General features: G+C 69.1%; 21 protein-coding genes. 5 read left to right on the forward strand and 16 right to left on the reverse strand.

The window, feature by feature from the left end:
• Positions 1–31: 31 nt before the first annotated feature.
• Positions 32–1,462 carry a S8 family peptidase gene (locus tag IU450_RS22520; RefSeq protein ID WP_195151729.1) on the forward strand — a complete coding sequence of 477 codons (1,431 nt, stop codon included), beginning with the start codon at positions 32–34 and terminating at the stop codon, positions 1,460–1,462.
• A gap of 226 nt (positions 1,463–1,688) precedes the next feature.
• On the opposite strand, the gene IU450_RS22525 is transcribed toward IU450_RS22520, so the two are convergent.
• Positions 1,689–2,525, reverse strand: a complete 837-nt coding sequence (locus IU450_RS22525) for an alpha/beta fold hydrolase (protein WP_195151730.1) — start codon at positions 2,523–2,525, stop codon at positions 1,689–1,691.
• Positions 2,522–3,109: a TetR/AcrR family transcriptional regulator gene (locus IU450_RS22530; RefSeq protein WP_324197772.1), complete on the reverse strand. Its 588-nt coding sequence runs from the start codon at positions 3,107–3,109 to the stop codon at positions 2,522–2,524. The genes IU450_RS22525 and IU450_RS22530 overlap by 4 nt, the downstream gene beginning before the upstream one ends.
• 145 nt (positions 3,110–3,254) lie before the next feature.
• On the opposite strand from IU450_RS22530, the gene IU450_RS22535 reads away from it, so the two are divergent.
• Positions 3,255–4,085, forward strand: a complete 831-nt coding sequence (locus tag IU450_RS22535) for an alpha/beta fold hydrolase (RefSeq protein WP_195151731.1) — start codon at positions 3,255–3,257, stop codon at positions 4,083–4,085.
• Positions 4,086–4,129: 44 nt separating this feature from the next.
• Here IU450_RS22535 and IU450_RS22540 read toward each other — a convergent pair whose 3' ends face one another.
• Positions 4,130–4,372, reverse strand: a complete 243-nt coding sequence (locus IU450_RS22540) for a MarR family transcriptional regulator (RefSeq protein ID WP_157230012.1) — start codon at positions 4,370–4,372, stop codon at positions 4,130–4,132.
• A 200-nt stretch (positions 4,373–4,572) separates the two neighbouring features.
• On the opposite strand from IU450_RS22540, the gene IU450_RS22545 reads away from it, so the two are divergent.
• The 3 genes from IU450_RS22545 to IU450_RS22555 are packed head-to-tail and all read left to right on the forward strand — an operon-like array spanning position 4,573 to position 6,237.
• Complete coding sequence (locus tag IU450_RS22545) at positions 4,573–4,857, forward strand: hypothetical protein (protein WP_043725354.1); 285 nt, start codon at positions 4,573–4,575, stop codon at positions 4,855–4,857.
• Positions 4,857–5,450, forward strand: coding sequence for a DUF6879 family protein (locus tag IU450_RS22550; protein WP_195151732.1), 594 nt, complete (start codon positions 4,857–4,859; stop codon positions 5,448–5,450). The genes IU450_RS22545 and IU450_RS22550 overlap by 1 nt, the downstream gene beginning before the upstream one ends.
• Positions 5,401–6,237 carry a helix-turn-helix domain-containing protein gene (locus IU450_RS22555; protein WP_195151733.1) on the forward strand — a complete coding sequence of 279 codons (837 nt, stop codon included), beginning with the start codon at positions 5,401–5,403 and terminating at the stop codon, positions 6,235–6,237. Before IU450_RS22550 ends, IU450_RS22555 begins: the two co-directional genes overlap by 50 nt.
• Positions 6,238–6,645: 408 nt before the next feature.
• Here IU450_RS22555 and nuoN read toward each other — a convergent pair whose 3' ends face one another.
• From nuoN to IU450_RS22620, 13 genes are read right to left on the reverse strand one after another with little or no spacing between them, the layout of a single operon-like run.
• Positions 6,646–8,271 (reverse strand): NADH-quinone oxidoreductase subunit NuoN, encoded by a 1,626-nt coding sequence (gene nuoN / locus IU450_RS22560; protein WP_195151734.1) that lies wholly within the window; start codon positions 8,269–8,271, stop codon positions 6,646–6,648.
• On the reverse strand, positions 8,268–9,893 hold the full coding sequence (locus IU450_RS22565) for an NADH-quinone oxidoreductase subunit M (protein ID WP_195151735.1): 1,626 nt from the start codon (positions 9,891–9,893) through the stop codon (positions 8,268–8,270). Before IU450_RS22565 ends, nuoN begins: the two co-directional genes overlap by 4 nt.
• A complete protein-coding gene (gene nuoL / locus IU450_RS22570) occupies positions 9,890–11,776 on the reverse strand; it encodes an NADH-quinone oxidoreductase subunit L (protein ID WP_195151736.1) in 1,887 nt (628 codons plus the stop codon). The genes IU450_RS22565 and nuoL overlap by 4 nt, the downstream gene beginning before the upstream one ends.
• 1 nt (position 11,777) lies before the next feature.
• Complete coding sequence (nuoK, locus tag IU450_RS22575; RefSeq protein WP_036536861.1) at positions 11,778–12,077, reverse strand: NADH-quinone oxidoreductase subunit NuoK; 300 nt, start codon at positions 12,075–12,077, stop codon at positions 11,778–11,780.
• Complete coding sequence (locus IU450_RS22580) at positions 12,074–12,904, reverse strand: NADH-quinone oxidoreductase subunit J (protein WP_195151737.1); 831 nt, start codon at positions 12,902–12,904, stop codon at positions 12,074–12,076. The genes nuoK and IU450_RS22580 overlap by 4 nt, the downstream gene beginning before the upstream one ends.
• The gene (nuoH, locus tag IU450_RS22585; protein WP_195151738.1) at positions 12,901–14,793 is read right to left on the reverse strand and encodes an NADH-quinone oxidoreductase subunit NuoH; all 1,893 of its coding nucleotides are present in this window, start codon (positions 14,791–14,793) and stop codon (positions 12,901–12,903) included. Before nuoH ends, IU450_RS22580 begins: the two co-directional genes overlap by 4 nt.
• Positions 14,786–17,308 (reverse strand): NADH-quinone oxidoreductase subunit G, encoded by a 2,523-nt coding sequence (locus IU450_RS22590; RefSeq protein WP_195151739.1) that lies wholly within the window; start codon positions 17,306–17,308, stop codon positions 14,786–14,788. The genes nuoH and IU450_RS22590 overlap by 8 nt, the downstream gene beginning before the upstream one ends.
• On the reverse strand, positions 17,305–18,627 hold the full coding sequence (gene nuoF, locus IU450_RS22595) for an NADH-quinone oxidoreductase subunit NuoF (protein WP_195151740.1): 1,323 nt from the start codon (positions 18,625–18,627) through the stop codon (positions 17,305–17,307). Before nuoF ends, IU450_RS22590 begins: the two co-directional genes overlap by 4 nt.
• Entirely contained in the window at positions 18,624–19,394 is a 771-nt protein-coding gene (gene nuoE / locus IU450_RS22600) for an NADH-quinone oxidoreductase subunit NuoE (protein ID WP_195151741.1), read from the reverse strand. The genes nuoF and nuoE overlap by 4 nt, the downstream gene beginning before the upstream one ends.
• Positions 19,391–20,725, reverse strand: a complete 1,335-nt coding sequence (locus IU450_RS22605) for an NADH-quinone oxidoreductase subunit D (protein ID WP_228834958.1) — start codon at positions 20,723–20,725, stop codon at positions 19,391–19,393. Before IU450_RS22605 ends, nuoE begins: the two co-directional genes overlap by 4 nt.
• Entirely contained in the window at positions 20,725–21,501 is a 777-nt protein-coding gene (locus tag IU450_RS22610) for an NADH-quinone oxidoreductase subunit C (protein WP_195151742.1), read from the reverse strand. Before IU450_RS22610 ends, IU450_RS22605 begins: the two co-directional genes overlap by 1 nt.
• Positions 21,498–22,052, reverse strand: a complete 555-nt coding sequence (locus tag IU450_RS22615) for a NuoB/complex I 20 kDa subunit family protein (RefSeq protein WP_040866749.1) — start codon at positions 22,050–22,052, stop codon at positions 21,498–21,500. Before IU450_RS22615 ends, IU450_RS22610 begins: the two co-directional genes overlap by 4 nt.
• Positions 22,053–22,104: 52 nt before the next feature.
• Complete coding sequence (locus IU450_RS22620; protein WP_228834988.1) at positions 22,105–22,473, reverse strand: NADH-quinone oxidoreductase subunit A; 369 nt, start codon at positions 22,471–22,473, stop codon at positions 22,105–22,107.
• Between the last annotated feature and the right edge of the window lie 441 nt (positions 22,474–22,914).

The following is a 22,914-nucleotide window of genomic DNA, read 5'->3' on the forward strand; positions in this document are numbered from 1 at the left end:
GGCCATCCGCAACCCAGGTTGACTGGAAGCCATGGCATCCCAGCATTCCGAGCTCCGGTCGCCCGCAGAGCTGATCGTGGTCACCCATGGCGCCGACACCGCGATCACACCGACCGCCCTGCGCGACAGCCGCAGCGTGCAAGCACATCTGGGCGAACTGCTTCCCGCCGGAGCCGAACTGGTGCGCGTCTTCGGACCGGCCAACCGCTTGGAGCGCAGGCTCACCGGCACGGCGCACGAGGGCGCCGGTGCGGAGTACCTCCATTACTTCTCCGTCCAGGGCGTCACCGGCGAGCTCGATGAGCTGGCCGCGCGGTTGCGCGCCGCCGACGAGGTGGCGGCGGCGTATGTGAAGCCGCCCGCCGAACCGCCGATCGCGCCGGAAGACGCGGTGGCTGTCATCGAGCGCTCGACCGACGAAGCGCCCCCGGTGACCCCGGATTTCGGTGAACGGCAGGGCTACCTGGACGCTGCCCCGCAGGGAATCGACGCCCGCTGGGCCTGGACGGTGCCCGGTGGCCGCGGGACCGGCGTGCGCGTGGTGGACATCGAGGGCGCGTGGCGGTTCACCCACGAGGACTTGCGGGTCAACCAGGGCGGTGTGATCGGCGGCAGCTCCGCATCGCAGCAGGGCTGGCGCGACCACGGCACGGCCGTCGCCGGTGCGATCAGCGGCGACGTGAACGCCTACGGGATCACCGGCATCGTGCCGGAGGCATACATCCGCGCGGTGTCGATCTTCGGATCGGGGTCGGCGGCCGCCATCCGCTCGGCCGCGGACGTGCTGAACCCCGGCGATGTGATCCTGCTCGAAGTGCACCGTCCCGGACCGCGTTTCGCCTTCGCCAACCGGGCGGATCAACGCGGGTACATCGCGATCGAATGGTGGCCCGACGACGCCGCGGCGATCCGGTACGCGGTCGGCAAAGGCGTCGTCGTGGTGGAGGCCGGTGGGAACGGCGGCGAGGATCTCGACGCCGCGCTCTACGACACCCGGCCCGCGGAGTTCCCCAGCACCTGGCGCAATCCGTTCCGCGGCGGCGAGGCCGACTCGGGAGCGATCATCGTCGGAGCCGGGGCACCCCCGCCCGGATTCCACGGCCGCGACCACGGCCCGGCTCGCTCCCGATTGGAATTCTCCAACTATGGTGAGCGAGTCGACGTGCAGGGATGGGGCCTGGAAGTCACCACCACCGGGTACGGCGACCTACAGGGCGGTCCGGACGAGGACCTCTGGTACACCGATGTGTTCAGCGGAACCTCGAGCGCGTCCCCGATCGTTGCCGGCGCGGTCACGAGTTACCAAGGAATGAGCGCTGCCGCGGCCGGGCGCAAGAAGCCCGCCGAGGTGCGCGCCCGGCTGCGCGAAACCGGCTCGCCGCAAACCGATGCGCCGGAACGGCCCGTCACCCAGCGCATCGGCAACCTCCCCGATCTGAAGTCGATGATCCTGCCGCGGTAGGCCGGAACGAATTTCTGACGAATCGCGGGACGGGAACAGATCGCGACGAGTCGGCCATTCGCGTAGGCCGATTCCGTATGCCTCAATCGGACAGAGGGAAAGTTGCGCATATCGGAATCGGCTCGCTCGATCGCGTGTGCCGTGGTTTTCGGTTTCGCGAACTGGCCGCCGACCCACGAATGGCCGGGGAGGACAGGGATCTTTCGTGCCTGTTGTCGCGCGACGGTCAGCCCACGCGTGCGGCCGGCAGCAGTTCCAGCAGCAGCTGGGCGAATTCGGCGGGCGCGTCGGTGAATCCGCTGTGACCGCCGGGGAACTCGATCAGCGGGATGTGCAGCCGCGCGGCGAGTGCCTCCGCGGGACGGCGGGGAAGCTTGCCCTTGCTGTCGCGGCCCGCGCCCAGCACCAGACGGTCGGTGACCGACGCCAAAGCCGCCACGTTCGGCAGGTAGGACGTGATCGGACGCAGTTCGTGCGCGATGCTGCGCGGGGCGTTGGCGTGCAGCCGTTCGATCATCGCGGCGGTGCGCGGCGCCAGGTCGGCCGGATCCGGCATGTCGACGCCACCACCGATCCGCTCGAGGAAGCGCGCGCCCGCGGCGGCCAGCCCCTCGGTGGCGAACAGGTCGCACACTTCCTCGACGAACGCCTTGTGCTCGGCGGCGTCGGGTAGCACACCGAACGACGGCGGCTCGTGTGCGATCACCAGCCGCAACCGCCGCGGATGCCGGGCGAGCAGGTCCAGCGCGACCACCGCCCCACCGCTGCCGCCGAATACGTACGCCTCTTCGCCTTCGGGCGTGAGGTGTTCCAGCAGCCGGTGGGCGTCCTCGCTCTGCACCTCGACCTCGATGTCGGCCGGCGGTCCGGGGTCGAGCGCACTGCGGGAGTAGCCGCGCGGATCCACCGTCACCACGGTGAAGTGTTCGGCGAGCGGCTCGACGACGGGATCGAAAACCGCCGCGTCGCCTCCGCTGCCGGGCAGCAACAGCAGCACCGGCCCCGCACCGCTCACCTCGTAGTACAGCGTGGCCCCTGGGACCTTCACCGTCTCGGATCTCATGATTTCTCCTTGTCGCCGGTCGGCCACTGCTCGAGCGTGATGTGCAGGGCGTCGATGATGCGTTCCCAGGACTCGGCGGTGGGGCGCGCGTGCCCGAAACCACCGGTCGCCTCCAGCACGCTGTATCCGTGGAAGGTGCTGCGCAGCAGGCGGACCGCGTCGGTCCGGTCGGGTTCGGCCAGACCGTAGGCGCGCAGCATCCCGTAGGTCAGCTCGACGGCGCGCAACGCGCCGGTCGCGGTGCGCGCCACCTCGGGGTCGAACGGGAGCTGGGTCGCGGCGTAACGGCCGGGAAAGCGCAGTGCGAAGTCGCGCCAGGCGTGGGCGTAGGCGGCGAGCGCGTCGCGACCGGCGCGACCGGCGATCGCGGCGGCGATCGACTCGGTCTTCTCCGTGGCGGCCAGCACGGCCACTCGGGTGCGCAGATCGCGGAGATTCTTGACGTGCGAATACAGACTCGCGTCCTGAACGCCGAACTTCTTGGCCACCGCCGACATGGTGACGTTGTCCAGCCCGATCTCGTCGGCGAGATCGGCCGCGGCCCGTGTGATCCGCTCGGCGGTCAGCCCCGCTCGCGCCATCATGTGCCCACCTCCAGGAAACTAGGACAATTAGTTTATAACCTAGAGAACCTAGGTTTCGCAATCGTGGCGAGGCCTGGCGATGAATCCCACTCGTGCGCACCGTCTGCATTCGCGGACGGGAAAACCGATCGCACGAGGAGAATTCATGACCCGGATACCGCTGGCGGTCACCGCCGCAACGCTCGACGTCCCAGGCGCGCACCTGTACTACGAGCTGCGCGGCACGGGTCCGCTGCTGGTGCTGGTCGGCGCGCCGATGGACGCCGCCGCGTTCGCCCCCGCGGCCGAACTGCTCGCCGCCGACCACACCGTGCTCACCACCGACCCGCGCGGACACCGCGGCAGCACACTCGACGATCCCGCCCGGGACTCGACCCCGGAACTGCGCGCCGACGACCTCGCCCGGTTGATCACGCAGGTGAACGCCGGGCCCGCCATGGTCTTCGGTTCCAGCGGTGGCGCGGTGACCGCACTCGCGCTGGCGCAGGCGCGTCCCGATCTGGTCACCACCGTGATCGCGCACGACCCCCCGATCAACGCGCTGCTCGCCGACCGGGACGCGCACCGCGCCGCGACCGAGGACATCGTCGCGACCTATGCCGCAGGCGATGTGCTCGGCGCGTGGCGCAAATTCTTCGCGTCCGCGAACATTCCGATGCCGGAGGAGGCGCTCGCGCAGATGTTCGGCCCGGAGCGCGACCCGCGGCAGCTGGCAAGCGAGCGCTATTGGTTCGCCAACGAGATCCGCGGCACCACCACCTGGGAGCCCGATCTCATCGCCCTGCAGGCTGTGCCTGCCCGCTTGGTCGTGGGCATCGGCGCGGATTCCGCCGGGCAGTTCTGTGATCGCACCTCGCGCGCGCTGGCCGCGGCGCTCGATATGGCGCCCACGATGTTTCCCGGCGGACACACCGGGTTCGCCGACGATCCGGCCACCTTCGCCGTAAGGCTGCGCGAGATCGCGAGCACGCCATGACATCCGGAAGGCGCCGAATCAGCGTGACCGCGCTGCCATTCGGCTCACAAAGTGAATCGCCGCCCCTTCGCGGCCCACTCGCCCCGGCCCCTCGGCGTGATGGCCCAGCGGCCCCGGTGTCGGCAATCCATGATCAAACCGCGCGACTGTAGACGCAGCAACGCGCTGCGCACCGACCATGCGGTCAGTCGCGCCTGCTGAGCCAGTTGCTCGACGGTGAGCAATCCGCCCGGCGCCAGCACACCCAGCACCGCGAAATCAGCGGCAGTCCTGGGTCGTCTCATCATGTCGGAGCCTTTCCTTCGGGGAGAGGACAACCGGGGGAACGACATCGGCGCGGCGGCCCCGAGTTGCCGAATCGACGGTAGAAGGCGCACCGATGCCCCCGCCACGATTTTGCGCGACTTTGCGAACCACATTGACCGGCAACGCCTGCGGTGGGGACGATTGCACGACATCGTCCGCCAGCTCTCGCAAAGGATCAGCTATGAACCTGCGACTTCTCGGATCCGGATCCGACCATGGAGCTTGTCCCGCCGTGTACGCCACCGACACGGGCGTGCTCGTGGTGCAGGGCGATGCCACCGACCGGACCGGGACGGTTCTCGTGCCACACCAGTTGCTGGACTGGCTGGAGCCGGGGATGCGGCTACGGGTCGAGGCGAGCGGGACGTGTGGAGCGGTGCTGGTGGCCGGTGAGCCGGTCACCGATCCCGAACTGCTCGCCCAGTTGACGCTCGACTGTCACGAAACCGCCGTGGTGGTGCGCTGATGCTGCACGTGGTAGGCGACCGCTGTTTCGAGCCGCTCTTCCGGGCGGCTCGATTCCGCGCCTTCCATCTGGAGGTGAGAGACAACTACGTGCTGGAGGACGAGCAGGAAGCATTGCGCCGCTTCGGCGCCGGAGTAGCGTACGAACGAGAGGAACAGCCCGAGTCATGGAAAGCCTGGGATGCTCTGATGGTCGAGTCCGCCGGTCGCGGGGTCGCGCTCGAACGACTAAGGGTCGTGACGGTCCCGCACTCCGACTACACCCGGTGGCTGTTGTCGGCGACCGACGACAACATCGCCACCGGCGAAATAGTGCGCTGGCTGCCGCGGCATCTGGTCGAGCCGGCGGACCTGCCGCACGACGACTACTGGCTTTTCGACACGAACACGATCGCGTTCAACACCTTCGCCGAGAACGGGGCGTTCGTGGGTCTGTCGATCACTACTGACCCGGCGCTGGTCGCCCGCTGCCTGCAGGTGCGGGAACGGCTGTGGCCCAAGGGCATCGATCATCAGCGATATTGCGAGAGCGAGCACGTACCCGATGAACGGAGTGTCGGACGCACGCGAGGTGCTGGGTGCGCGCCTGCGTGAACTGCGTCGCGCCGCCCACCTGACCGGTCTGGAACTGGCCGCGAGATGTGGCTGGCATTCGAGCAAGGTCTCCCGGATCGAGGGCGGCAAGCAGACGCCTTCGGAAGCCGACCTCGCCGCCTGGTGCGAGGCGTGCGGCAATACCGCCGTGCTGGACGACCTGGTCGCCAACGCGCGCAATCTGCAGTCGATGTACCTGGAATGGCAACGCAGCGTCGCCTCCGGACACGCGCACAGGCAACGGCAATCGATCGACCTGGAGGCGCAGACCACGCAGATCCGCTGGTACGCGCCCGACACGCTGCCGGGACTGCTGCAAACCGAGGGTTACGCGCGCGCGATCCTGACCGCCTGCATCGCCGTCACCGGCGGGCGCGACGACCTGGAGGACGCGGTGGCCGCGCGCATGGCCCGCAAGCAGGTGCTCTTCCGGGTGAAACACCGATTCCACTTCGTGGTCAACGAGACCGCGCTGTGGCGCACGGTCGGCGACGCCGCCACCATGGCCGAGCAACTCGCCTACCTGCTCGCGGTGATGGCCAACCCGAGGGTCAGGCTGGGCCTCATCCCGATCTGCGCCGACTACCGCGCCCCCGCGACGAACTTCGTGATCTACGACCGCGCGCAGGTGCTGACCGAAACGGTCTCGGCCGAGCTGACCATCACCCGGCCGTCGGAGATCGCGCTGCACGAGAAGACCTTCGCGATCCTCGCCGACCAAGCCGAGTACGGCGACCGTGCCCGATTGCTGATCGCGAACGCGCTGGAACGCCGGCGCGGTACCTAACCGGTCGGGGCAAGTGGACGCGGCCTGCGCACGTCCCACCATGGGCGGATGTCGCTCGGTACGCACGAGGCCGATCTGTTCGAGAGCTTCCGGGCGCTTGGAGGCGATCGCCTACCGGCTGCTGGGCTCGGCCGGTGAGCCCGACCGGTCGCAAGGTTCCCGAGACCCCGATCGGCTACGTCAGCCTGGGCTGCCGTCGTCACCTCGCTGCACCCGCCGTAGTGGAGACCCACCTCGCCGCATCGTGACGCGGCGCAGCGTTCGGGCGCGGCCGCGTACCGGAACACCGGTCCGCGTGGTGCGGACCGGTTTCCCGGTCGGCACGGAACTCCCGGGTACGGCACGGCGGGGAAAACAGCGGTGCCGCCGCTGTCGCGCAGCGGCGGCACCAGAGCATCCGAGGCTCGGTCAGCGCACGAGTGTCGCCGCCTGGTCGGCCAGATCGAGCAGTGGCTGCGGATAGACGCCGAGCACGAAGGTGAACGCGGCGGTGATCGCCACGATCGTTGTGGTCAGCGGAGGGCTGACCAGCACCGGAGTGTCAGCGGGCGGATCGGTGAAGAACATCAGCACGATGACCCGCAGGTAGAAGAACGCCGCGACGGCACTGCAGATCACGCCGATGATGACCAGCGGTGTCGCGCCACCCGAGGCAGCGGCCTCGAACACCGTGAACTTGCTGACGAAGCCGCTGGTGAGCGGCAACCCGGCGAAGGAAAGCAGGAACAGCGCGAAAACCGTTGCCAGCCAGGGAGAACGGCGGCCGAGGCCGGCCCACCGCGCCAGGCCGGTGGCCTCGTCCCCGTCCGCTTCGCGGACCAGGCTGACCACGGCGAACGCGCCGAGCGTGCCGATGCCGTAGGCCGGCAGATAGAACAGCACCGCCGCGACGCCACGGTCGTTGGCGGCCACCGGGCCGATCAGCAGGAAACCGGCATGGGCCACCGAGGAATACGCGAGCATCCGTTTGACGTCGGTCTGGGTGATCGCCATGACCGCGCCGACGGCCATGGTGGCGATCGCGACGGCCGCGAGGATCGGCCGCCAGTCGTCGCGCAGACCCGGAACGGCGACCTGCAACACGCGCACCAGCGCACCGATCGCGGCGATCTTGGTGGCCGCCGCCATGAAACCGGTGATCGCGGTGGGGGCGCCCTGGTACACATCCGGCACCCAGGACTGGAACGGCACCGCACCGATCTTGAACAGCAGACCGACCGCCAGCATCGCGACGCCGAGCACCGCCAGTGTCGCGTTGTCCGGATGCTGTGCGATCGCGTCCGCGATGCCGCCGAGCCGCACCGTGCCCGCTTGGCCGTACAGCAGCGCGACGCCGTAGAGGAAGAACGCCGAGGAGAACGCGCCGAGCAGGAAGTACTTCAGCGCCGCCTCCTGCGACAGCAACCGCTTGCGCCGGGCCAGCCCGCACAGCAGATACAGCGGCAGCGACAGTACTTCGAGGGCGACGAACATGGTCAGCAGGTCGTTGGACGCCGGGAACAGCAACAGGCCGCCGACGGCGAGCAGCGTCAGGGGGAACACCTCGGTGGTCGCGACGCCCGCGCGCAGCGCCGCCGCTTCGGCCGCGCTTCCGGGCACCGCCGAAGCCTGCGGTGTGAACGCGTCCACACCGCGTTCGAGGGTGGCGGCGGCCCGGCTCCACGTTCCCGGGCCCGATCGGGCCTGCTGACGTGGTTCCGCTCCGCGCTCGGCGATGAACAGGACGCCGAGAATCGACACGACCACGATCGTGCCCTGCAGGAACAACGTGACGCCGTCGATGGCGACGGCCCCCGCGACAGCGGTGGTCTCGGTGCCCGCGAGCGCCACGACGGCGGCCAGTGCGGCGGCCAACCCGGCCAGGCTCAGCACCAGGTGGGTGGCGTAGCGGTAGCGCCGGGCGACGAACGCTTCGGCGAGGACACCGAGCACGGCGACGCCGAACACGATGAGCATGGGGGACAGGGCGCCGTATTCGATGCTCGGCGCGGGAATGCTCGCGGCGAGTGTCGTGGTGGAGGCGAGGTCGTTCACTTGTGGGCACCTCCGGGATGTTGGGCCGGTCCCGCTTCGGGCCGTGGGGGTGTCGCGGGTGCGGGATCGGTCCGGCCGATGGTGGTGAGCGTCTGGCTCACCGCGGGATTGATGAAGTCGGTGAGGACTTTCGGATAGATGCCGAGGAACAGCAGCGCGGCGATCAGCGGGACCACCACGGCGAGCTCGCGCGGCGCCAGATCGTAGATCCGCTCGTTGCCTTCCTTCACCGGCCCGGTCATCATCCGCTGATAGAGCCACAGCACGTACAGCGCGGCGAGCACGAGCGCGACGGCGGCGACCACGGCGGCGAACTGGTAGCGGGCGAATGTCCCGATCAGCACGAGGAATTCGCTCACGAACGGGGCGAGACCGGGCAGCGACAGCGTCGCAAGACCGGCGATGAAGAACGTGCCCGCCAGCACCGGCGCCACCTTCTGAACGCCGCCGTACGCGGCGATGAGCCGGGTTCCCCGCCGCGACACCAGGAATCCGGCCACCAGGAACAGCGCGGCGGTCGAGATGCCGTGATTGACCATGTACAGCGTCGCCCCGGTCTGGCCCTGGCTGGTCATGGCGAAGACGCCGAGGATGATGAACCCGAAGTGGGAGATCGAGGTGTAGGCGATCAGGCGCATCACGTCGGTCTGCCCGATGGCCAGCAGGGCGCCGTACACGATGCCGATCACCGCGAGCGTGATCACCAGCGGCGCATAGGTGTCGGACGCGCCGGGGAACAGCGGCAGGCAGTAACGCAGCATACCGAAGGTGCCCACCTTGTCGACCACCGCCATCATCAGCACCGCGCTGGAGGGAGTGGCGGCGACGGCGGCGTCCGGCAGCCAGGTGTGCAATGGCCACAGTGGCGCTTTGACCGCGAAGGCGAACATGAAGCCGAGGAACAGGGCATTGAGCACCGCGGGCCCGGCGCCGAGCTCGCCTGCGTTGGCCGCCGCGACCACGGTGCGGAGATCGAAGGTGCCCGAGGAACCCTCGCCCAGCCCTTCTCGTGCGGTGAGTACGTACAACCCGATGACCGCGGCCAGCATGATCAGCCCGCCGAACAGGTTGTACAGCAGGAACTTCACCGCCGCGCGCGAGCGCTGCCTGCGCTGCAACGCGTCGCCGGTGCGTGGCCCGAATCCGCCGATGAGGAAGTACATCGGGATGAGCATCGCCTCGAAGAACACGTAGAACAGCAGGATGTCCAGGGCGAGGAAGGAGATCAGCACCATCGCCTCGACGAGCAGGATGAGCGCTACGTAGGTGTGCGCCACCCGCTTTCCACCGCCGACTTCGCGTTCGTCGTGCCAGCCCGCCAGGATCAGCAAGGGAACCAGGGCCGCGGTCAGCAGCACCAGCACCAGCGCGATGCCGTCCAGCCCGAGGGTGTATCCGGCGCCGAACGCCGGAATCCACTGATGGGATTCGACGAACTGGTATTGGGCGCCCGCGGTGTCGAACCGGACGGCGAGCCCGACGCCGATACCCAGCACCAGCACCGAGAAGCCCAGTGCCACGGCACGTGCGAGGGTGCGTCGCGCGGCGGGCAGCACGAGCACGATCGCCGCACCGGCGACCGGAACCAGCCACAGCGTCGTCAACCAGGGGAACTCGTTCACCACAACCTCACCGCCAGCAGGGCGGCGGCCACCAGGGCCGCGCCGGTGAACATGGACAGGGCATAGGACCGCACGAACCCGGACTGCACTCGCCGGGCTCGCGCGGACAACCCGCCGATCAGCGCCGCGGTGCCGTTGACGACGCCGTCGATGCCGCGGTTGTCGAGGAAGACCAGCGCCCGGGTCAGGTGCTGGCCGGGCCGCATGAACGCGGCTTCGTTGACCGTGTCGCCGTAGAGGTCGCGGCGTGCCGCGACGGTCAGCCCGGAGACGGCTTCGGGTGCGGTCTCGGGGATGTCGCGCCGCGCGTACTGCGAGTAGGCCACCGCGACACCGACGGCGACCACGCCGAGCGCGAGTATCGTGACCAGCGCCGCGGGAACGGTTTCGGTGCCGTGGTGGGCGCCGACGACCGGTTCGAGCCAGTTCTGCAGCGAGGAGCCGAAGACGAACACCGCGCCCGCGCCGACCGAGCCGATCGCGAGCAGGATCATGGGACCGGTCATCACCGCGGGGGACTCGTGCGGGTGGGTGTCCGGTTTCCAGCGGCGCTCACCGAAGAACGTCATGAGCATGACGCGCGTCATGTAGAACGCGGTGAGGCCCGCGCCGAGCAGCGCGACCAGCCCCAGCGCGATCCCACCGATGCCGCCTTGGTTGAACGCCGCCTCGATGATCCGGTCCTTGGAGAAGAACCCGGCGAACGGCGGGACGCCGATGATGGCGAGGTAGCCGAGACCGAAGGTGACGTAGGTGATCGGCAGCAGGGTGCGCAGGCCGCCGTAGCGGCGCATGTCGGTTTCGTCGTTCATCGCGTGCATCACCGAACCGGCGCCGAGGAACAGTCCGGCTTTGAAGAACCCGTGGGTGAGCAGATGCATGATGGCGAAGGCGTACCCGGCGGGGCCTAGTCCGGCGGCCAGCACCATGTAGCCGATCTGGCTCATGGTGGAGGCGGCCAGCGCCTTCTTGATGTCGTCCTTGGCGCAGCCGATGATCGCGCCGAACAGCAGGGTGACCGCGCCGACCAGCACCACCCCGAGCCGGGCGTCCGGGGCGAGGTCGAAGATCGCGTTGGAGCGCGCGATCAGGTACACACCGGCGGTGACCATGGTGGCGGCGTGGATGAGCGCCGACACCGGGGTGGGGCCCTCCATGGCGTCACCGAGCCAGGATTGCAGCGGCACCTGTGCGGACTTGCCGCAGGCGGCCAGCAGCAGCAACAGGCCGATCGCGGTGAGCGTGCCTTCGCTCGCGGCGGGTGCGCCACCGAACACGACCGCGAAGTCGACCGACCCGAACGTCGCGAACATGACCATCATCGCGATCGCCAAGCCCATGTCGCCGACCCGGTTCACCACGAACGCCTTCTTGGCGGCCGTTGCGGCCGACGGCTTTTCGTGCCAGAACCCGATCAGCAGGTAGGAAGCCAGGCCGACGCCCTCCCAACCGAGGTAGAGCACGAGGTAGTTGTTCGCCAGGACCAGCAGCAGCATGGCCGCCAGGAACAGGTTGAGGTAGGCGAAGAACCGCCGCCGCGCCGGGTCGTGGCTCATGTAGCCGATCGAGTAGACGTGGATCAGTGAGCCGACGCCGGTGATCAGCAGCGCGAAACACATCGAGAGCTGGTCCAGTTGCAGCGCGAAGTCGACCTGCAGGCCGGCCACGGGCACCCAGCTGAACAGGTCCGCGTGCACCGCGCGTTCGGCGGTGTCGCGCCCGAGCATGTCGGTGAAGGCGAGCACGGCGACGCCGAACGAGGCCAGCGCCGTCACGGTGCCGAGCAGATGACCCCACTTGTCGGCGTAGCGTCCGGTCAGCAGCAGGACGATCGCACCCGCCAGGGGGAGGGCGGGCAGCAGCCAGAGCGTTGCGGTGTCCACGTCAGAACTTCAGCAGGTTGGCGTCGTCGACCGAGGTCGAGCGGCGGGCGCGGAAGATGGTCATGATGATGGCCAGGCCGACGACCACCTCGGCCGCGGCGACCACCATCGTGAAGAACGCGAACACCTGCCCGTCGAGGTTGGCGTGCATCCGGGCGAAGGTGACGAACGCGAGGTTCACCGCGTTGAGCATCAGCTCGATGCACATGAACACCACGATGGCGTTGCGCCGCAGCAGCACGCCGGCCGCGCCGATCGTGAACAGCAGGGCGGACAGGAACAGGTAGTTCTCGGGATTCACCGGTTGCCTTCCTCGTCGCTGGGGGTGTCGGTCCCGTCCGATGCGGGCGTGGTGCCGACCGAGATGACGGCCGCTTCGGTCAGCGCCCTGGTGCGGCGGTGCCGCAGGATGGTGCTGACCGACAGCTCCTCGAACGACCCGTCGGGCAACCGCGCGGGGACGTCCACCGCGTTGTGCCTGGCGTAGACGCCGGGGGTGGGCAGCGGTGTCGCGCGATGCCCCTTCTCGCGGAACCGGCGGCGCGACAGTTCGCGCTGGTCGGTGCGGGGCCCGAACTGCTCGCGATGGGCCAGCACCATGGCGCCGATGGTGGCGGTGATCAGCAGGGCGCCGGTGAGTTCGAAGGCCCACACGTAGCGCAGGAAGATCAGCTCGGCCAGTTCGCCGATCACGTCGCGGCCGGCGAATCCGGATGCGGGGAGAGTGATTCCGGACTCGCGGATGCCGTGGGCGATGCCGCCGCTGAGCAGCAGGCCGAAGCCGAGGCCGACCGCGGCGGCGGCGAGGCGCTGGCCGCGGATGGTTTCCTTCAGCGACTCGGCGGAGTCGACACCGACGAGCATCAGCACGAACAGGAACAGCATCATCACCGCGCCGGTGTAGACCACGATCTGCACGACGCCCAGGAACAGGGCGTCCTCGGCGATGTAGAACGCGGCCAGCGCGATCATGGTGGCCGCCAGGCACAGTGCGGAGTGCACCGCCTTGGGGGCGAACACCATGCCGAGCGCGCCGAGTACGGCCAGCGGGGCGAGGATCCAGAACTGGACGGTCTCGCCGGTGGAGGCGCGGGTCAACGGCTCCGCGGCCAGGATCAAATCGGTCACCGTGGTGCTCCTTCCACGCCGGCGGTGGCGGTTTGCCGGGGTGCATCGGTGGCCGTGGCGCCGCTGGTGGCCGGTGCGTCGCCGGGGACCCGTCCGAGGTAGTAGTCCGCCTCGTCGGCGCCGGGATGCATGGCATGCGGCGGTGCGGTCATCCCTGGCTGCAGCGGGGCGAGCAACCGGTCCTTCTCGTAGATCAGGTCGGCCCGGTTGTCGTCGGCCATCTCGTAGTCGTTGGTCATCGTGAGCGCCCGGGTGGGGCAGGCCTCGATGCACAATCCGCAGCCGATGCAGCGCAGGTAGTTGATCTGGTAGACCTGGCCGTATCGTTCACCGGGGGAATAGCGTTCGGTCTCGGTGTTGTCGGCGCCTTCGACGTAGATCGCGTCGGCGGGGCAGGCCCACGCGCACAGTTCGCAGCCGATGCACTTCTCCAGGCCGTCGGGATGCCGGTTGAGCTGGTGCCTGCCGTGGTAGCGCGGCGCGGTCGGCGTTTTCTGCTCGGGATAGAACTCGGTGTTCGGCTTCTTGAACATGGTCGCGGCGGTGACCGCGAAGCCGGACAGCGGCTCGAACAGGCCGCTCTTGGCGCGGGTGGCGTCGCGGGCGTGCGCGTCGGCGGGCAGTGGCGGCACCGGGAAGCCGAGGAACACCGTCGAATCGGCGGAGTCCGCGTCCACGGGTTCCTCGACCGGTGGCGGTGTGCCCGCCGCCCGGCCCGCCTGCAGGAACCGCAGCACCAGCAGCCCGGTGACCGCCAAGCCGCCGATCACCAGGATCGGGGTCTGTACCGGGTAGCCCTCCGCTTGCAGCACCCGTGCCGCGGCCACCACCATGACCCAGGCCAGCGACGTCGGGATCAGCAGTTTCCAGCCGAGATTCATGAACTGGTCGTAGCGCAGCCGGGGCAGCGTGCCGCGCAGCCAGATGAACACGAACAGGAACGTCCAGACCTTGGCGGTGAACCACAGCACCGGCCACCATCCGGAGTTCGCGCCGTCCCACATGTTCAGCGGCCACGGCGCCCGCCACCCGCCGAGGAACAGCGTGGTGGCCAGCGCGGAAACCGTTGCCATGTTGACGTACTCGGCCAGCATGAACATGGCGAACTTGAGCGAGGAGTACTCGGTGTGGAAGCCGCCGACCAGTTCGCCCTCGGCCTCGGGCAGGTCGAACGGCGCCCGGTTGGTCTCGCCGACCATCGAGACGCAATAGATCAGGAACGACGGCAGCAACAGGAACACATACCAGGTGCCTTCCTGCGCGGACACGATGCCGGAGGTGGCCATGGTGCCGCCGAGCAGGAAGACGGTGGCGAAGCACAGTGCCATCGCGATCTCGTAGGAGATGACCTGCGCGGTCGAGCGCAACCCGCCCAGCAGCGGATAGGTGGAGCCCGACGACCATCCGGCCAGCACGATGCCGTAGACGCCGATGGAGGTGATCGCGAGGATGTACAGCACCGCCACCGGAAGGTCGGTGAGCTGCAGCGGGGTGGTGACACCGAAGACGGAAACCTCCGGCCCGAAGGGGATCACCGCGAACGCCATGAACGCGGGGACCACCGAGATGACCGGGGCCAGAATGTAGATCGGCTTGTCCACGATCGCCGGGACGATGTCCTCCTTGAGGGCCATCTTCACGCCGTCGGCGATGCTCTGCAGCGAGCCGAACGGCCCGGTGCGGTTCGGGCCGATCCGCATCTGCATGCGGGCCACGATCTTGCGCTCCGCGAGCACGGCGACCAGCGGAATCAGCATCAGGTACACGAACACGGCGACGGCTTTGGCGATCACGAGCCACAGCGGGTCGTGTCCGAAGCCTGTCGGGGTGTAGGGGGCGGCGGCGGGGGTCACCGCGGACGCCGTGACGAGCGCGGCGAGATCACTCATGGCGGTGCTCCTTCATCCTCTCGTCGGCGTGCCGCAGATGCACGATCGCGCCGGGCTGGACGGCGAGCTGCTCGGCGATGGAGCAGCCTGGCGAGTGCTGCGGCAGCCACACCACGCGGTCGGGCAGGTCACTGATCATCAGGGGGAGTGTGACGGCGCCGCGGCTGGTGGCGACGGTGACCGGGTCGTCGGGTTGCGCGCCGAGTTCGGCGGCGGTGGCGGCCGACAGGCGCACCACCGGGGGACGGGCGATGCCGGCCAGATTCGGTTCGCCGTCCTGCATGCGGCCCTCGTCCAGCAGCATCCGCCAGCTGGCGAGTACCGCGGTGCCCGGTTCGGGGTGCGGCAGCGGATGCGGCCGGTGCGTGGGCGCGGTGACGGGCGCGCCGTCCCACGCGCCGAGTTCGGCGAGTTCGGCGCGGGCGGATTCGACGTCCGGCAGGTTCAGGCGCACCGACATCTCGCCGGCGATGGCGTGCAGCACCCGCTGGTCCGACAGCGGCGCGGTCTGACGGCGCACCATGTCGTCGCCGAGCGCGGCGGCGAACGGGCGCGGCCTGCCCTCCCAGGTGCGGAAGGTGCCGGGTTTCTCCATGGCCGCGGCCACCGGGAACACGACGTCGGCGCGTTCGGTGACCGGGCTGCGCCGCAGTTCCAGGCTCACCACGAACCTGGCCGCGTCGATGGCGGCCAGCGCGGCGGCCGGGTCGGGCAGGTCGGCCACGTCGACGCCGCCGATGACCAGCGCGCCGAGGCCGGAGGCCGCCTCCAGGATGGCTGTCGTGTCACGGCCCGCGCCGACCGGCAGCTCCGGCACGTTCCAGACCGCCCGAACCTGTTGGCGGGCGCGGGGGTCGGCGACCGGCCTGCCGCCGGGGAGCAGGCAGGGCAGGGCGCCCGCTTCGACCGCCCCGCGTTCACCGGCCCGGCGCGGCACCCAGGCGAGGGCGGCGCCGGTTTCGTCGGCCAGACGTACGGCGGCCGACAGCGTGCCCGCCACGCCCGCCATCCGCTCACCGACCATGATCACCGCGCCGGGTTCGCGCAGCAGTCGGGCCAGATCCGCGAGCTGCGCCGGATCCGCGCCCGGCGTGGTGATCTCGCCGGTGCGGATGGCGTCGAGCAGATGCGGTTCGGCGCCCGGCACGGTCCGCATCAGCCGCCCGGACATGCGGTCGAGCCCGCGCGAGGAGTACGGCGCGAGCGAGTAGATCGGCAGGCGGCGCTTGCGGGCGGCCTTGCGCAGTCGCAGGTAGACGATCGGCGACTCTTCTTCGGGTTCGAATCCGACGAGCAGGACGACCGGCGCGGCCTCCATGCTGTCGTAGGTCACCGTGCCGTCCTGACCCGCGACGCGGGCGGCGAGGAAGTCGGCCTCCTCCGCCGAATGCGCTCGGGAGCGGAAGTCGATGTCGTTGGTACCGAGGGCGACCCGGGCGAACTTGGCGTAGGCGTAGGCGTCCTCCTCGGTGACCCGGCCGCCGACGAGCACGCCCGCGTTGCCGAAGGAGGCGGCCAGTCCCTCCGCGGCGGCGGCGAGCGCCGCCGACCAGGAGGCCGGGGCCAGTTCGCCGTCCCAGCCGCGCACCAGCGGGGTGGTGAGCCGATCGGGTTCGGTGGCGTAGGCGAAGGCCCATCGGCCTTTGTCGCAGTTCCACTCCTCGTTGACCTGCGGGTCGTCACCGGCCAGTCGGCGCAGCACCTTGCCGCGCCGGTGGTCGGTGCGCTGTGCGCAGCCGGAAGCGCAGTGCTCGCAGACATTCGGGCTGGACACCAGGTCGAACGGGCGTGCGCGGAATCGGTAGGCGGTGCCGGTGAGGGCGCCGACCGGACAGATCTGCACGGTGTTGCCGGAGAAGTAGGAGTCCAGCGGTTCGGCCTGCGCGGTGCCGACCTGTTGCAGCGCACCGCGGTCCATCAGCTCGATGAACGGGTCGCCTGCGATCTGCTGAGAGAAACGGGTGCAGCGGGCGCAGAGCACGCAGCGTTCCCGGTCCAGCAGCACCGCTGTGGACAGCGGAATCGGTTTGGGATAGGTGCGTTTGCGTCCGTCGAACCGGGATTCGGCGCGTCCGGTGGACATCGCCTGGTTCTGCAGCGGGCATTCGCCGCCCTTGTCGCAGACCGGGCAGTCGAGCGGATGGTTGATCAGCAGCAGCTCCATCACGCCCTCCTGCGCCTTGTCGGCGGCGGCGGAGGTGAGCTGGGTGCGGACCACCATGCCGTCGGCGACGGCCATGGTGCAGGAGGCGACCGGTTTGCGCTGCCCTTCGACATCGACCAGGCATTGGCGGCAGGCGCCGACCGGGTCGAGCAGCGGATGGTCGCAGAAACGGGGGATCTGGATGCCGATCAGTTCGGCGGCCCGGATCAGCAGGGTGCCGGGCGGCACGCTGACCGTGGTGTCGTCGATGGTCACGGTGACCAGATCGGCGGGAGCAGGCGCGCTGGTCTTGCCGCTCACCGTGGCCCGGCCGCCGCCGGTGATCGAATCGCTGCGCGAGACCGGTTTCATCGGACCTCTTCTCCTGACTCGGCCCATGCGGTGGAGCGCGCCGGGTCGAATGGACATCCGCCGAGCCGCAGGTGTTCGGCGTACTCCTCGCGGAAGTACTTCAGCGAGGAGATGATCGGGCTGGCCGCGCCGTCACCGAGGGCGCAGAACGACTTGCCGTTGATGGTGTCGCTGATGTCGAGCAGCTTGTCCAGGTCGGACGCGGCGCCGGCGCCGGCCTCGATCCGTTCCAGCAGCTGCACCAGCCAGTAGGTGCCCTCCCGGCACGGAGTGCACTTGCCGCAGGACTCGTGCGCGTAGAACTCCGTCCAGCGCAGCACCGCCCGCACCACGCAGGTGGTGTCGTCGAAGATCTGCAGCGCCTTGGTGCCGAGCATGGAGCCCGCCCCCGCGACGCCCTCGTAGTCGAGGGGCACGTCGAGGTGTTCCTCGGTGAACAGCGGCGTGGACGAGCCGCCCGGGGTCCAGAATTTCACCCGATGCCCGGCGCGCACGCCGCCCGCGTAGCCGAGGAGTTCGCGCAGCGTGACACCCAGCGGCGCCTCGTACTGCCCCGGCTTCGCGACGTGACCCGACAGCGAGTAGAGGGTGAAACCGGGGGACTTCTCGCTGCCCATCGAGCGGAACCAGGTGATGCCGTTGCGGATGATGGGGGGCACGCTGGCGATGGATTCCACGTTGTTCACCACGGTCGGGCAGGCGTAGAGGCCTGCGACGGCGGGGAACGGCGGGCGCAGGCGGGGCTGGCCGCGGCGGCCTTCCAGCGAGTCCAGCAGCGCGGTCTCCTCGCCGCAGATGTAGGCGCCCGCGCCCGCGTGCACGACCAGTTCGAGGTCGTAGCCGGAGCCGAGGATGTCGTGACCGAGGAAACCCGCTTCGTAGGCCTGGGCCACCGCGGCTTGGAGCCGCCGCAGCACCGGAACCACCTCGCCGCGCACATAGATGAACGCGTGCGCGGCGCGGATGGCGTAGGCGGCGATGACGACGCCTTCGATCAGCGCGTGCGGCGCGGCGAGCATGAGCGGAATGTCCTTGCAGGTACCGGGTTCCGACTCGTCGGCGTTCACCACCAGGTAGTGCGGTTTGGTGACGCCGTCGGGCCCGGGGCCCTGCGGGATGAAACTCCACTTCATGCCGGTGGGGAAGCCCGCGCCGCCGCGCCCGCGCAGGCCCGCGTCCTTGACGGTCTGGATGACCTGGTCCGGTTCCATCCGCAGGGCGGTGCGCAGCGCCTGGTAGCCGTCGTGGCGCAGGTAGGTGTCCATCGTCCAGGACTGCGGGTCGTCCCAGTAGGTGCTCAACACCGGAGTGAGCGTCATCGCGAGACCTCCGGATCCTGTTGCGGTGCGGGCGCTTGCATGCCCTGCTCGCGGGCGACGCGCAGACCGGCGAGAGTCGCCTCGCCCGCGGCGCCGTCCAGGACGCCGGGGCGCTCGTCCGGGAATCCGGCCAGGATGCGCGCGGTCTGCTTGAACGTGCACAGCGGCGCGCCGCGGGTCGGGGTGACCTGCGCCCCGGCGCGCAGGGCGTCCACCAGTGCCCGCGCGGATTCGGGGGTCTGGTTGTCGAAGAACTCCCAGTTGACCATGACCACCGGCGCGAAGTCGCAGGCCGCGTTGCACTCGACGTGCTCGAGCGTGATCGATCCGTCCGCCGTGGTCTGGCCGTGCCCGATGCCGAGGTGGCGTTCGAGCGCGGCGAGGATGGCGTCGCCGCCCAGCACCGCGCACAGCGTGTTGGTGCAGACGCCGACGTGGTAGTCGCCGGTGGGTGTGCGCCGGAACATCGAATAGAAGGTGGCGACGGCGGTGACTTCGGCGCCGGTCAGGCCCAATTGTTCCGCGCAGAACTCGATTCCGGTGCCGGTGACGTAGCCCTCCTCGGACTGCACCAGGTGCAGCAGCGGCAGGAGCGCCGAGCGCGGGTGCGGATAGCGCGCGATGATCTCCTTGGCGTCGGTTTCCAGGCGTTCGCGCACAAAGGGCTGGTAGGGCTCGGGCCGGGTGCCGAGCTTCAGCAGGACCGGCGTGCCACCGGTCACGCGGCCATCGCCGTCGGTGGATTCGCTGTGCGATGTCGGGTTCATCGGTCCACTCCGCCCATGACCGGGTCGATGCTGGCGACCGAGGCGATGACGTCGGCGACCATGCCGCCCTCGCACATCGCCGCGACCGCTTGCAGATTGGTGAACGAGGGGTCGCGGTAGTGCACCCGGTAGGGCCGGGTGCCGCCGTCGCTGACCATGTGCACCCCCAGCTCGCCGCGCGGCGACTCCACGGCCACGTACACCTGGCCCGCCGGAACGCGGATGCCTTCGGTGACCAGCTTGAAGTGGTGGATCAGCCCCTCCATGGAGGTGCCCATGATCTTGCCGATGTGCCTGGGGGAGTTGCCGAGACCGTCCGGCCCGATCTGCAGGTCGGCGGGCCAGGCGATCTTCTTGTCGTCGACCATGACCGGGCCGGGGCGCAGCCGGTCCAGGCACTGCTCGACGATCTTCAGCGACTCCTTCATCTCCTCCACGCGGATGACGTAGCGGCCGTAGCAGTCGCATCCGGTGGTGGTGGGGACGTCGAATTCGTAGTTCTCGTAGCCGCAGTAGGGCTGGGCTCTGCGCATGTCGTGCGGCAGGCCGGTGGCGCGCAGCACCGGGCCGGTGATGCCGAGCGCCATGCACCCCTGCAGGTCGAGGTAGCCGATGTCCTGCGTGCGGGATTTCCAAATCGGGTTGGCGGTGAGCAGGTGTTCCATGTCGCGCAGCCGTTTGGGCAGCAGGGCGAGCAGTTCCCGGACCTTGGTGACGCCGTCGTCGGGCAGATCCTGGGCCAGGCCGCCGGGGCGGATGAACGCGTGGTTCATCCGCAGCCCGGTGATCGTCTCGAAGACGTCGAGGATCAGTTCGCGTTCCCGGAAGCCGAACAGCATCGGAGTCAGCGCGCCGAGTTCCATACCGCCGGTGGCCAGGGCGACCAGGTGCGAGGAGATGCGGTTGAGCTCCATCAGCAGCACGCGGATGATCGTGGCGCGCTCCGGGATCTGCTCGGTGATGTCGAGCAGTTTCTCCACGCCCAGGCAGTACGCCGTCTCGTTGAAGAACGGCGACAGGTAGTCCATGCGGGTGACGAAGGTGACGCCCTGGGTCCAGTTGCGGAATTCGAGGTTCTTCTCGATCCCGGTGTGCAGGTAGCCGATTCCGCAGCGGGCTTCGGTGACCGTTTCGCCTTCGATCTCGAGGATCAGGCGCAGTACACCGTGCGTGGACGGGTGCTGCGGACCCATGTTGACGACGATGCGTTCCTCGCCCGCGCCGGCCAGCGTCTCGGCCACCTGGTCCCAGTCCTGCCCCGCCACGGTGACCGTGACGGGCTCGGGCGCGGTGCCCTCGACGAGGCCCGGTTCGGTGTCGGTGTCGTTCATCAGCTGTATGCCCTCCGCTCGTCGGGCGGCGGGATGCGCGCGCCCTTGTATTCGACCGGGATCCCGCCGAGCGGGTAGTCCTTGCGCTGGGGGTGGCCGCGCCAGTCGTCCGGCATGGTGATCCGGGTCAGCGAGGGGTGCCCGTCGAACCGGATGCCGAAGAAGTCGTAGGTCTCGCGCTCGTGCCAGTCGGTGGTCGGGTACACCTCGTAGAGCGAAGGGATGTGCGGGTCGGCGTCGGGGGCGGAGACCTCCACCCGCAGGCGGCGGTTGTGCGTGATCGACATGAGGTGATAGACGGCGTGGAGTTCGCGGCCGGAATCCTCCGGGTAGTGCACGCCGTTGACGCCGAGGCAGAGCTCGAAACGCAGGGCGGGATCGTCCCGCAACGCGCGGGCGACCGACGGCAGATGCTCCCGGTGCACGTACAGGGTGAGCTCGCCGCGGAAGACGATCACCTTCTCCAGGGCCGCGTCCAAGCGGGTGCCGATGGCGGTGAGCGCGGCATGCAGCGCGGTGACCACGTCGTCGAAGTACCCGCCGTACGGGGCGGGAGTGCTGCCCGGCAGGATGACCGGGCGGACCAGTCCGCCGTAGCCGGAGGTGTCGCCGGTGCCGGACACGCCGAACATGCCGCGGCGCACGCCGATCACCTCGGCGCCGGGCCGCGCGGAATCCTCCTCGGGCAGAGTGCCTTCGGGGCCCGCGGTGGCAGCGGCATCGATCGCGTCGTGCGCGGGCGGGGCGTCGGTGTCGTCGGGGGTGTCGAAGGTCATCGGAGCAGACCCTCCATCCGGATGGTCGGGGTCGAGGCGAGCGCGGCCTGCTCGGCGGCGCGGATGGCCTCCTCGCGGTTGACCCCGAGCGGCATCTGCTGAATCTTGGCGTGCAGTGCCAGGATCGCGTTCAGCAGCATCTCCGGCCGGGGTGGGCAGCCGGGCAGGTAGATGTCGACCGGAACCACGTGGTCGACGCCCTGCACGATGGCGTAGTTGTTGAACATCCCGCCCGAGGACGCGCAGACGCCCATCGCCAGCACCCATTTCGGTTCGGTCATCTGGTCGTAGACCTGGCGCAGCACCGGGGCCATCTTCTGGCTCACCCGGCCCGCGACGATCATCAGATCGGCCTGCCGTGGCGAGGCACGGAATGCTTCCATGCCGAAGCGGGCGATGTCGAAACGGCCCCCGCCGGTGGCCATCATCTCGATGGCGCAGCAGGCCAGCCCGAAGGTTGCCGGCCATAGGGAACCCTTGCGCAGGTATCCGGCGAAATCCTCGACCGTGCTCAGCAGGAAGCCGCTGGGCAGTTTTTCCTCGAGACCCATGTTCTACTGACTCGCTTCCACTCGTCGGCTTACGAATTCGGCTGCGCGGCATTCAGTCCCAGCTGAGCCCGCCGCGCCGCCATTCGTAGGCGTAGGCCACCGAGACGTTGAAGATGAACAACGCCATCGCGGCGAGACCGAAGAGACCGAGCGCATCGAAGTGCACTGCCCACGGGTAGAGGAACACGATCTCGATGTCGAAGATGATGAACAACATCGCGGTGAGGTAGTACTTCACCGGAAAGCGTTGTCCCGTAACATTTCCCGGCCCACCGGCCACGGCATGCGGCGTGGGTTCGATACCGCATTCGTAGGGTTCCAGTTTCGCCCGGTTGTGCCGTTTCGGGCCGACCAGGGCCGATAGGACGATGGAGAACAGCGCGAACGCGGCCGCGATCGCGCCGAGTACAAGCGTCGGCATCTCGATATTCACGACTGCACTTCCCCTCCTTGCGAGCTGCAGCTGACAACAGCGTCCGAGGCGGGCTGACGTCGTTGTCCGCCTCGGCCAGACTCGCCCCTCGGCTTCACCCGGGAGCGGTCATTACCGGTCGCGCTCCCATGTGAGGTACGGCACAGCCTACAACCGAACGGACGGCCCGCACCGGGTTTGGCGACGTCGTTTGATCGAATTCAGTACAAGCATTTATGACCGAAACGGTGGTAATCCGCCCGGCGGACCCGGAATCTTGGCTGAACGGTCAGTTGGCGGTCGGAAATGCCGGGTATCGCGACGTCAAATGTGGTCCCGAGCGGGTTCGGAGTCGGAATCAGCGACAGCGAGGCGAAGGTCGGGAGTGTCGACCGGGCGCCGGTTCGGGACCCGTTCGACCGAGAGCGCGGCAGCGCCAGGCGCGGAGGA

Origin of the sequence: Nocardia abscessus, from assembly GCF_015477775.1 — a bacterium.
In the GTDB taxonomy this organism is placed as follows: Bacteria; Actinomycetota; Actinomycetes; order Mycobacteriales; family Mycobacteriaceae; genus Nocardia; species Nocardia abscessus_A.